Genomic DNA, 10,520 nt, shown 5'->3' with positions numbered 1-10,520 from the left:
CCCGGGAACGCTGGCGGGCTTAACTTCCGGGGTCGAAACGAGACCGGGTGTAACCCCGCCGCTATGGCCGCCGTGCCGATATAACCCTCCCCAATGAATTTATAAATCTTACGGTTATCCAGATTGAGTAATTGATGAAAGAACTAGCAAATTATTAAGAGGAAAAAGATTATAATGGCAAAAACTCGATGTATGCGAGTGATTTGAATGGATAGCCTGTTAGTAACAGGACAAACATTTAGCCTCAGTGCGAAACTAATTGTTGCGGGTTTTCTAATAAGAGCATACAAAATTTCCAAGAGACGCTCTGCACTCTACCTTGGAATTGCTTGGATAGTATCTGCATTAGTTGTCTTTATGGATTTTCTCGGAAATGAAATCCTTATTGTTACTTTATACGCACTTTTTTCCTCAATTCTTTTCTATGGATCGCTTCTTTTTCTTATAGAAGAAGGTCAAGCTTCCCTTAGAATGCCCTGGATTCTATCTCCACCTCCACTAGTGGGAACGCTATATGGAATACTACTCGGCACCGAATGGGAATCAAGAGTAGGCATCCCCTACGGAATTTCAGCATTTTATGTATTTCTCGCTGGGAGTATTCTTGCATTAACTGAGTTTGAATTCCCAACGGCAAGAAAAGCTGGTATAGCACTCGCGCTCTTTGGTCTGCACGAGATGGATTATCCCGTTCTGAGAAGTGTGGAGTGGTTTGCTCCATTTGGATTTGCACTTGGAGCAGTTTTAACGGTCCTATCAGCTTACTTTATGGCCAAAATGGTGCTTTCAGAAAGTTTCATCAAGAAGAAACCCAAGATAAAAGTCGAACCAGGGATAAAAATTATCACAAGCGAAGATTATAAAGCCGTCGCTAACTCTCTAAAAGAATATCCCGTCCTAGCATTTTTGAGAAAACCTGTTGAGTTTCCATCTTGGACAGTTTACATGATAACTTCAATAAGCGGAGAAATGAAAATTCATCCTACGAACTTGGCTAGAATAAGCGAAATCGTAAGTAGATACCTCCAGGAGGCAAATTCAAGTGGAATCACCGGCGTTGTTATACTCGATGGCCTTGAGTTCCTAGTTACGTACAACGGCCTTCAGCCGGTTCTCAAGTTCCTGGCGACGCTCAGGGACATGGCATTCGTTAACAACGCCTTACTTGTGGTCGTTCTGGACGAGGGCTCCTGGGACGAGAGGGAACGTGCCATGCTGAGAAGAATCTTCGAGTGAACGGAAGCTTAATAACGGGCCTTAAAGAGACCACAGATAGGTGTGACCCATGGGACTGCTTGAGGACAAGGCCCTCGTCGAGGCGGCTCTTTTTGTTGCTGGAAGGCCACTCAGCGTAAAGGAGCTCTCAAGGGCCCTTGGAATAAAATCCCTTGATTACCTTGAAAAGCTAATCGAGCTCATAGCGGCGGAATACGCGGAGAGGAAGAGCGCGATTGAGGTTGTTAGAGTTCTTGGAGACAAATACGTCATGCAAGTCAAACAGGAGTACAGCCAGAGGGTAATTCACCTCATGCCGAGGCCGGACTTAAGGACAGGAGAACTGAAAACTCTCGCACTTATAGCTTATCTCCAGCCGATTGAACAGAGCAAGATAATAAAGCTCCGCGGGAGTCAGGCCTACGAGCACATAAGGAAGCTAACGGAGATGGGCCTAATCTACGCGGAACCCTACGAGAGAACGAAGCTTCTCGGGACGACTCAAAAGTTCGCCGAGCTCTACGGCTTCCCCCAGAATGACCCAGCTATAATCAAAGACGCCTTCAAGAAAGTTGTCCACGCCGAGTACAGCGACCTCATAGCGAAGCTTGAGGGTAAAAATAGTGATGACTCCAAAACTGAAGAAGAAAGTTCCGGGACTGAATAAACTTCTGGGTCTTTCAGTTGCCCTTTTTTCTCAATAGAGCAGAAATAATGCCTATTCTCGGCTAAAGAAGTCAGGAACAAAAAGTTTAAATACTCGAAATGCCGATTACCATTAAGGTGAGTGGTATGGTAGGTCTTACAAAGGAGCAAATTATCAACAGGATTATCCGCCACAGGGGCCTCTCGAAGGAGGAAATAGAGAGAAAAATCAGAGAGCTGGCTAAAACCCACGGGATTTCCGAACACGCCGCGGCCGTAATGCTCGCGGAGGAAATGGGAATCAAACTAGAGGAGGGCGAAGAGTTACTCCATATAGCTGACCTTGTCCCGGGAATGAGCAACGTCAACATTGTTGCAAGGGTTCTCAGGAAGTTCCCGCCGAGGCAGTACCAGAAGAGGGACGGCTCAACGGGCAGGGTTGCAAACCTCATAATCTACGACTCCACAGGCCAGGCGAGGCTCGTCCTCTGGGACAACTTCGTGAGCAAGTACTACGAGGAGCTCAGCCCCGGAGATATCATCAAGGTCATAGACCCCCTCGTTAAGGAAGGCATGAGGGGGATAGAGCTTCACGCCAACTTCAGGACGAGGATTATCAAGAACCCGGAGGATCCGCGCGTCGAGGAGATACCTCCCCTTGAAGAGGTCAGGACATACAACTACAGGAGAATGAGGATTAAGGACCTGGAGGGCAACGAGCGCTTCGTCGAGCTGAGGGGAACGATAGCGAGGCTTTACAGGGTAATAACCTACGACTCCTGTCCAGAGTGCAGGAGAAAGGTTGACTACGACCCGGCGAGCGAGACATGGGTCTGCCCGGAACACGGCCCAGTTGAGCCTGTGAAGATGGTCGTCCTCGACTTCGGTCTCGACGACTCAACCGGCTACATAAGGGTTACCCTCTTTGGCGACGAGGCGAGCGAGCTACTCGGCGAAAGTCCGGAGGAGATAGACGAGAAACTCAAGAAACTAATCGAGGAGGGTCTGACGATAAGGGAAGCCGGCAGGAAGCTCGCGGAGGAAACCTACTACCCGCTCCTCGGGAAGGAGATAATCGTCAGGGGCAACGTTACCGAGGATAAGTTCCTTGGAACGCTACTCAAGGCGAGGACATGGGAGGAAGTTGACGAAAGGCGTGAGATTGAGCTCGCAAGGAGAGAACTCAGGGAAGTTTTGAAAGCCCTCGGTGGTGAGTGAAATGGAGGAGGTTCGCTTTAGGAGGAGAAAACCTGCAGTTGAGAGGAAAATTGCCGAGATTAGGGAAGACGACACCAGAGTTTCCCTCATAGGCAAGGCCTTCAAAGTTGACAAGCTCGACTACACCTTCTGGCTAGACGACGGAACCGGTGTTATACTCGTTGAGAGCGAGGAGAACGTTTTACCTGAGAACGGTCAAATAGTCAGGGTCATCGGGAGGGTCATAAGGGGCGAAGAGAGCGTCCACATCTTCGGCGAGGTGATACAGGACTTCAGCGATGCAGACCTGGAGGCACTGGAGGAGATAAGGGAACTCGAGAAAAAGGTCCTGCCAAAGATTGAAAACGTCATCAGCTTCTTCGGAGGTGAGGAGCTATGAAGAAGCGCCTGCCAGCGAGCAGGGTCTACATCAAGGACATCCTCGACGGCTACTACGTGAGGAGCGAGGGCGACTTCGAGCCCAACTACCTAATAATGCGCGACGCCAGAAAGGTCTACCGCGTCAAGGTCGTCGCCACCGTCGTCAGGGAGCCCGTCATAAGCGACGACGAGACCTACGGCAAGTTCCAGATAGATGATGGAACCGGAACCATCTGGGTTCTGGGCTTCCGCGACGACACGCGCTTCATAAGGCTCGTTAAGAAGGGCGACCTCGTCCAGATAATCGGAAAGGTAGCAGAGTGGCGCGACGACAAGCAGATACTCGTCGAGGGCGTTTCCAAGGTTAGCCCAAACTTCTGGATACTCCACCGCTTCGAAACTCTTAGGGATAAAGTTGAGCACGCCGAGAAGGCTAAGATAGCCTTCGAAATCTACGACCGCTACGGGATAACGGCCAAGGCAAAGGTCATAGCCAAGAACAGGGGAGTTGACGAGGAGCTTCTACTCACGATAGACGAGCTCTACACAATGATGCTCGAGCAGAGAGCCCTCGAGGAGGAGCTACTGGGTGAAGAAACGGCCGAAGAAACCGAGGAGACGCCACTCAATCCAGAGCTTGAGAAGGCGAAGGAAGCTGTAATGAACCTGCTCCGCGAGAAGGGGAAAGCCCTATCCCACAAGTTCATTGTTAAAAAGCTCTCAAAGGAGTTCGACGAGGAAATAATCGAAGAAGCGATAAGCCAGTTGCTGGCTGAGGGAGAAATCTACGAGCCCGAGATAGGGTTCTACGAACCCCTCTGAGCTTTTCTCCTTTTCAATTCTCCAAAAAATAAAAAGCGTCAGTACTGCTCCCGCATGGTTCTTATAACCGGGTCGTGGATTAGCGTTGAGGTTATGCTGTCAACCATGCGGAAGAACTCGTCCTTTCCGCGCTCAAGGTCGAGGCTTTCAACCCGTATGAGCTCGCATTTTTCTCCTAGAATCCACTTGCCGAGGAGAATCTTCTCCCTTCCATCCCTCTGGAGATCTATCCTTATCAGGCCGTAGGGTATGTCTGCAGTCCACCAGTTGGCCTTGAAAGTAACTCTCCAGCCGGCATCCTCAACGACCTTCACGAGCTCGTTCAGGGTTGTCGCAGGCCCGTGAGGAGTCTTGAAGGTAAGCACCGTCCAGAGCTCATCGTTTTCCAGTTCCCTAATTATCTCGTCCTTAAACTCCATACCAATCACCTCACAAGCGAAGCTATCAGGAAAGCCATTACGGCCAGGAATATGCTGATTTTGAGCAACTTTTGGGAGCGGTGTGCGGTTTCCCTGTCCTGCGAGCGGAGGATAAGGAATGCCGAATAAAGGATTATGGCATCAACCGGAACCATTGCCAGGTAGCTAAGTCCAACACCGGCTTTGATTGGCAGGAACGATGCTATAACGGTCAAAAACGCGAACAACGCCCCGATGTAGGCCGATTTTTTCTCCCCAATAACTATCGGGAGGGTTTTAGCGCCCTTTGCCAGGTCGCCTTCCACGTCTTCTATGTCCTTTATGACCTCCCGAGCGACGTTGACGAGGAAGGCACAGAGTGCCAGATATCCGGCGAGGCCGATTTTGCCAACGGCTATTGCCCCATAGAGTGGAGTCGCACCAGTTAAGCCGGCAACGGCCAAGTTACCGATGAAGGGCAGGGGCTTGAGCTTCCAGGCGTAAAGGAACATCGTGGCGTAGGCGACGAGGGCCAGTAAAAAGGCGTAGACGTTTATGAGTGAGGCGAGGATTAGGCCAATAGCGAAGAGCGCCATAGCATACCAGAAGGCAGTCCTTCTGCTCATGGCCCCCCTGGGTAGGGGTCTTTCCGGCCGGTTTATCCTGTCTATCTCGTAGTCAAAGTAGTCGTTTATGGTGTTGCCGGCCGAACAGCCGAGCGTTACGACGAGGAACACTAAAACGGCCTTCCTCAGCTCAGGAAAGTGTCCTACTGCAACTATCGAGCCGAGCAGACCGACTATGCCTGCCAAGACGCAGTTGTGTGGCCTCGTGATTTCGATGAACGCCCTCGCCTCCAAGATATCACCTTCCGACCATTGTGGTTGAACTTTAAAACCTTATGGGTTCAAAGTTCGTCTCTCCTTAAAAGGCCCAGCTCCTCACCGGTTTCCAAAACCCTCATTCTTCCAAAACGGATTTCCCTGACAAAGCTCAATGAACCCCTTTCAAGGGGAGTTAGTACCTGAAGAGTTCCGGCACTGAAGTTAATCCACTTCAAAATTCCAAGGCCAAGACAGAGGCCGTTTTCGTCAATCAGGCCAACGAGAAGATTGTTCAGCTTTTCAAAGTCTATGGCATGAATCGAGCGGTAGCCCCTCGGAAAGCTCTCCTCATCGGCCTTTACAACTGTGTAGCGTCCGTCGTTCTCCCATCCGGCAAGGACGAGCCACCGGAAGGCCCGCGAGAGGAGGGTTTTCTCCCTTTCATCGAGGGGACGGCCATGGAAGAGGGAAGTTCCGGTAATAGCTACCTCCGAGATGTCAAACTCGACAAGACTGGAGTTCAGGAAGTATGTCCTCCACTTCTCAAACCTGATTTCGCGCCTTTCCTCTCTTGAAACGCTCCTCGCGTTTTCGCTGACTCCAAGCCTGACCACGTCTCCGTACGGTGAGAGTGCCCTGGCAAGTGGGCCGAGCTCGCCGTTTCTCTCGAGAAAAACTATCAAATCCGGTCTCACCAGCTCTGCTTTAAGTCGTTTCATCTCAAAACCCGGGCCGGTAACGAAACCTGTCGTGTCTATCAAAACAACATCAGCACTTTTCTCGGCCATCTCAACGAGCCTTTTGACACCAACAGCCATCTCGCCGATAAACTGGCTCGGGGAGACCGTTCCTATGAAGTAGTGGGCCACTCCACTGAGTTCAGAGAGGGTTGAAAAGTTTTCCTCCGGGAGAGCAAGGCTTATCGTAGCTGGTGGAAGAACACCCTTCTGACCGACGTCGGAATCAACTACTGCAACGCTCTTTCCGAGGTTCATGAGCTCGTTTGCCAGAAACGTTACAAGGGTGCTCTTTCCCGTGTCGAGGCCCCCAATAACCATAACCTTAACGGCATCGCGTGAAGAAAGCTCGGCAAGGAGTTCCAGCCTGTCAGGAGGGACGTCGTTGGTGTAGATGGCTTTGTTCATGGTTTAGAGTTTCTGTGGAAGGTTAAAAACCTTGAGTCTGAAAACCTTAGAAAAACTTATAAAAAGCTTTATCACCATTGGAAAATTGAAAAATTGAATTTTACATTTATCGAAATAACGGTTGAAGAACATAAGGTGAAGGGACATGGTTGAAAAGAACACCCTAACCCCAAGGCAGGTTAAACTTTTAAGAAAGCTCTACGAAGACGGCAAGACAATCGAGGTTCATACCGTCGAGAAAACCCAGGACGAGCTGGCGAAAGAGCTTGGCATAACAAGACAAGCTTTAAGCAACCATCTCAAGGTTCTCAAGGAGCTCGGCTACATAAGAACCGGCAGAGGTTTCATAGACCTGACAGACAAAGCTCTTGAACTTCTGGGCGAGAAAAAGGGGGATGTATTCGTTTTTGTTAAGATTGAACCGACAAAGAGAAGGCACGTCTATGAGGCCATACGGAAACTTAAAATAAAGAAGATTTACCGCGTTACCGGCGACGTTGACCTGATAATCGAGGCAGACAAGACGAAGCTCGATGAAATACTCGAGGAGATAGCCTCCCTCGACGGCGTCAGGGAAACCAACACCCACCTCGTCCTGGAAGTGTTATGACCTGAGTTTCTCTTCCATCAATCTTTTCAGCTCATCGAGGTTCTTTTCGAACTTGGCCGAGACTGGAACAAAAGTCCGTGAAATTTCCGAATAGGGAACGCCGAACTTTTCGGCCAAGAAGTGTATAACACCCTGGACGTTCTTGACTTTGTCTATTTTGTTGACGGCAACTATGGTCGGTATATCAAGCTCTCGGAGGAACTGGTAGAACTCCACGTCTATTGGAATCTCGCCCCTCTTCTCCCAGCGCTCTATTATCTCGGGCGAGGCCTTTCCGTCGACGACAAGAACCGCGAGCTCTATCTCATCGGCGTTGTCCTCGATGAAGTGCACTACCTCGTCCTTTATCCTCTCCTGGACGTGCTTTGGAAGCCCACTCATGAAGCCAAAACCGGGCAAATCAACGACCTTTTTGCCCCTCCACTCGATTTCAACGGGCTTTCTCGTCACGCCGGGCCTCTTCCCTCTCTTAACCTTCTTCCCTGTAAGTTTGAATATCAGTGTGCTTTTGCCGACGTTTGAGCGCCCGGCGAATATTATCATATTTCCTCACCGGGCTGAAAGTTCTTTCGGGCCTTTAAAAGGTTTGGCGGAAAAGGTTAAGTATTTATGGTAACAAAAATGAGCGGTGGTCCAAAATGTCTGAGGAGACAAAAGCCAATCAGCTTGTTAATAAGTTTGTGATTTCTCTTACCGATGGAAAAATACTTGGCTATGTTACAGACATCAACGTCGAAGTCGGGAAAGGAAATCAGTTCTACTTCATTCTAAAGATGAAGGAAATTGAAAACCTTGGAAAAGGCCAGAGCATCTTTACAAGTGAAAAAAAACTCAAGATTTCTCCTAACGACATAGTGAACGTAGGGCCTGACGTTATAATCCTCGGCGACGGCAAGGTTCCCCCGCTGAGGGAAATCGAGAGGCTCCACCAGATAGCCGAGGAGTACAACTCCCTTGTGAAAGAACTTGAAGCTAAGGAAAAGCTCATAGAGCAGTTAAAAGAGGAAAACTACCGGCTTAAAAAGGAAATTGAAGACCTCCAAAGGGAGATTAGAAAGTTCCAAATTATGAAGGACGATTTTGAGCACTTAAAAGAACAGGTTGTACGGCAGGAAGGACAACTTGAAATGGCGAGAGAATACATCAGGCTTCTTGAAGGACTGAGAAATGATATTGATAAAATTAAAACAGATATGGAAGCTTTAATCCAGAGACAGCTTGAAGAGATCGTTAGGGGGATAATAGACGAGGAGCTAAACGCGAGAGGATTAAAGAAAACGAGTTTCCTTTAACCGAAGATACTCGGACCAAAGACGTGCAGAAGAACCTCGACAGCGATGAGCACGAGGGTCATTGCTATAACTCCCTTCGGGCTGACCTTTATGGCCCTCGTGTCCTCATCAAAGAACCTCATCAGTCCCGCTCCGGTTGGTGGGAGTGTTGTTCTTTCCTTCGCCATACTTACCACCTGCCTTTGAGTTTTCACTATTATATTTAAGCTTCACGGTAAGGTTTTTAAACGCTCCGTTCAAGACCGCTCGGGTAAGGGCTCTGCCCAATGAATCCCGCTGATGAATGGAGGTGGGAGGAATGGCCACTTTCAAGCTCGTTATATCGAACCCGAAGACAGGTATAGCGAAGCAGGTTGAGATAACCGGTGGAGAAGCAGAGAAGCTCATAGGAAAGCGCATAGGTGAGGAAGTCCCAGCGAAGGAGCTCGGTCTTAACCTCAGGGAGATATTCGGCGACGAGAACATTCCCGAGGATGCGAAGCTCAAGATAACCGGCGGAACCGACAAGGACGGCTTCCCGATGAGACCAGACGTCCACGGTCCGAGGAGGGCTAAAATACTCCTCTCCAAGGGGCCGGGCTTCAGGCCCAGGGAGAAGGGTGAGAGGAGGAAGAAGACCGTCCACGGCAACACCATAAGCCCAAACATAGTCCAGGTCAACATGAAGATTGTGTTCTAAATTCCTTTTCTATTCTCTTCCTTCGGTAACCTTAATAAACGTCCCCGCTTTTTAGCTTTAGGGGTGAGAGAGATGGCCAAGGAGTTTAGACAGGCCGAGGTTAACATAGGAATGGTTGGTCACGTTGACCACGGCAAGACGACGCTCACCAAGGCTTTAACCGGAATTTGGACTGACACGCACAGCGAGGAACTCAGAAGGGGTATCACGATAAAGATAGGCTTCGCCGATGCCGAGATAAGGAAGTGCCCCAAGTGTGGCAGGTACTCAACTTCACCGGTCTGTCCGTACTGCGGTGCCGAGACTGAATTTGAGAGGCGCGTTTCCTTCATAGATGCACCTGGCCACGAGGCGCTGATGACAACGATGCTCGCTGGAGCTTCACTCATGGACGGTGCGGTGCTTGTTATAGCGGCCAACGAGGGGGTCATGCCCCAGACGAGGGAACACCTAATGGCCCTTCAGATAGTTGGAAACAAGAACATAGTCATAGCACTCAACAAGATTGAGCTCGTCGACAGGGAGACCGTCATGAAGCGCTATGAGGAAATCAAGGAGTTTATCAAGGGCACAGTGGCTGAAAATGCTCCAATAATCCCGATTTCAGCTCTTCACGGGGCCAATGTTGACGTTCTTCTCGCGGCAATAGAGAAGTTCATTCCAACGCCAAAGCGCGACCCGAACAAGCCACCCAAGATGCTGGTTTTGAGAAGCTTTGATGTCAACAAGCCGGGAACTCCCCCCGAGAAGCTCATAGGTGGTGTTATCGGCGGTTCGATAGTCCAGGGCAAGCTGAAAGTGGGAGACGAGATAGAAATTCGCCCCGGCGTTCCCTACGAGGAACACGGCAGGATTAAGTACGAGCCAATAACCACTGAAATAGTCTCTCTCCAGGCCGGTGGAAGGTTCGTTGAGGAGGCCTATCCCGGCGGTCTCGTCGGTGTTGGAACCAAGCTCGACCCATACCTAACGAAGGGTGACCTCATGGCCGGAAACGTCGTCGGAAAGCCCGGTAAACTCCCGCCGGTGTGGGAGGAGCTCAGGCTTGAGGTTCACCTTCTCGAGCGCGTCGTTGGTACGGCAGATGAGCTCAAGGTCGAGCCAATCAAGAGGAAGGAGGTTCTCCTTCTCAACGTCGGAACGGCCAGAACAATGGGCCTCGTCACCGGCCTTGGAAAGGACGAGATTGAGCTCAAGCTCCAGATTCCGGTCTGTGCTGAGGTCGGCGACAGGGTTGCCATAAGCAGGCAGGTCGGGAGCAGATGGCGCCTCATAGGCTACGGTTTCATAAAGGAGTGAGCCCTCCTTTTCT

The 10,520-nt window shown here is 50.1% G+C and carries 14 protein-coding genes and 1 rRNA gene; 9 read left to right on the top strand and 6 right to left on the bottom strand.

What is annotated here, in order from left to right; all coding sequences use genetic code 11:
- Positions 1-75: ribosomal RNA gene (rrf, locus tag MVG27_RS00500) — 5S ribosomal RNA — on the bottom strand; the annotation flags it as partial.
- 132 nt (positions 76-207) lie between these two features.
- On the opposite strand from rrf, the gene MVG27_RS00495 reads away from it, so the two are divergent.
- The 5 genes from MVG27_RS00495 (at position 208) to MVG27_RS00475 (ending at position 4,260) form a co-directional block, all read left to right on the top strand.
- On the top strand, positions 208-1,236 hold the full coding sequence (locus tag MVG27_RS00495; protein WP_297551192.1) for a DUF835 domain-containing protein: 1,029 nt from the start codon (positions 208-210) through the stop codon (positions 1,234-1,236).
- A 49-nt stretch (positions 1,237-1,285) separates the two neighbouring features.
- Complete coding sequence (gene scpB / locus MVG27_RS00490) at positions 1,286-1,882, top strand: SMC-Scp complex subunit ScpB (protein WP_297551194.1); 597 nt, start codon at positions 1,286-1,288, stop codon at positions 1,880-1,882.
- Between the two features lie 125 nt (positions 1,883-2,007).
- Entirely contained in the window at positions 2,008-3,078 is a 1,071-nt protein-coding gene (locus tag MVG27_RS00485; RefSeq protein ID WP_297551222.1) for an OB-fold nucleic acid binding domain-containing protein, read from the top strand.
- A 1-nt stretch (position 3,079) separates the two neighbouring features.
- Positions 3,080-3,457 carry a replication protein RepA gene (locus MVG27_RS00480; RefSeq protein WP_297551224.1) on the top strand — a complete coding sequence of 126 codons (378 nt, stop codon included), beginning with the start codon at positions 3,080-3,082 and terminating at the stop codon, positions 3,455-3,457.
- A complete protein-coding gene (locus MVG27_RS00475) occupies positions 3,454-4,260 on the top strand; it encodes an OB-fold nucleic acid binding domain-containing protein (RefSeq protein ID WP_297555812.1) in 807 nt (268 codons plus the stop codon). The genes MVG27_RS00480 and MVG27_RS00475 overlap by 4 nt, the downstream gene beginning before the upstream one ends.
- 38 nt (positions 4,261-4,298) lie before the next feature.
- Here MVG27_RS00475 and MVG27_RS00470 read toward each other — a convergent pair whose 3' ends face one another.
- From MVG27_RS00470 to MVG27_RS00460, 3 genes are read right to left on the bottom strand one after another with little or no spacing between them, the layout of a single operon-like run.
- Positions 4,299-4,679: a ribonucleoside-triphosphate reductase gene (locus tag MVG27_RS00470; protein WP_297551198.1), complete on the bottom strand. Its 381-nt coding sequence runs from the start codon at positions 4,677-4,679 to the stop codon at positions 4,299-4,301.
- 5 nt (positions 4,680-4,684) lie between these two features.
- Positions 4,685-5,518 (bottom strand): geranylgeranylglycerol-phosphate geranylgeranyltransferase, encoded by an 834-nt coding sequence (locus MVG27_RS00465; protein ID WP_297551200.1) that lies wholly within the window; start codon positions 5,516-5,518, stop codon positions 4,685-4,687.
- 47 nt (positions 5,519-5,565) lie between these two features.
- The gene (locus MVG27_RS00460; RefSeq protein WP_297551202.1) at positions 5,566-6,627 is read right to left on the bottom strand and encodes a Clp1/GlmU family protein; all 1,062 of its coding nucleotides are present in this window, start codon (positions 6,625-6,627) and stop codon (positions 5,566-5,568) included.
- 145 nt (positions 6,628-6,772) lie between these two features.
- Here MVG27_RS00460 and MVG27_RS00455 point away from each other — a divergent pair, with 145 nt between their 5' ends.
- Positions 6,773-7,237: an Lrp/AsnC family transcriptional regulator gene (locus MVG27_RS00455; protein ID WP_297551204.1), complete on the top strand. Its 465-nt coding sequence runs from the start codon at positions 6,773-6,775 to the stop codon at positions 7,235-7,237.
- Here MVG27_RS00455 and engB read toward each other — a convergent pair.
- Positions 7,232-7,780 (bottom strand): GTP-binding protein EngB, encoded by a 549-nt coding sequence (gene engB / locus MVG27_RS00450; RefSeq protein ID WP_297470454.1) that lies wholly within the window; start codon positions 7,778-7,780, stop codon positions 7,232-7,234. The two genes, MVG27_RS00455 and engB, sit on opposite strands and share 6 nt — an antisense overlap.
- 95 nt (positions 7,781-7,875) lie before the next feature.
- Between engB and MVG27_RS00445 the strand changes: the two genes are divergently transcribed.
- A complete protein-coding gene (locus tag MVG27_RS00445) occupies positions 7,876-8,529 on the top strand; it encodes a hypothetical protein (protein WP_297551206.1) in 654 nt (217 codons plus the stop codon).
- Here the strand turns inward: MVG27_RS00445 and MVG27_RS00440 are convergent.
- Positions 8,526-8,696, bottom strand: a complete 171-nt coding sequence (locus MVG27_RS00440; RefSeq protein WP_297551208.1) for a preprotein translocase subunit Sec61beta — start codon at positions 8,694-8,696, stop codon at positions 8,526-8,528. The two genes, MVG27_RS00445 and MVG27_RS00440, sit on opposite strands and share 4 nt — an antisense overlap.
- 131 nt (positions 8,697-8,827) lie before the next feature.
- On the opposite strand from MVG27_RS00440, the gene MVG27_RS00435 reads away from it, so the two are divergent.
- Positions 8,828-9,208, top strand: a complete 381-nt coding sequence (locus MVG27_RS00435) for a 30S ribosomal protein S6e (protein ID WP_297551210.1) — start codon at positions 8,828-8,830, stop codon at positions 9,206-9,208.
- 72 nt (positions 9,209-9,280) lie between these two features.
- Complete coding sequence (eif2g, locus tag MVG27_RS00430; RefSeq protein ID WP_297551212.1) at positions 9,281-10,507, top strand: translation initiation factor IF-2 subunit gamma; 1,227 nt, start codon at positions 9,281-9,283, stop codon at positions 10,505-10,507.
- Positions 10,508-10,520 lie beyond the last annotated feature (13 nt).

The organism is Thermococcus sp. (assembly GCF_027011145.1).
Lineage (GTDB): Archaea > Methanobacteriota_B > Thermococci > Thermococcales > Thermococcaceae > Thermococcus.
This window is presented reverse-complemented; position numbering and strand designations above follow the sequence as displayed.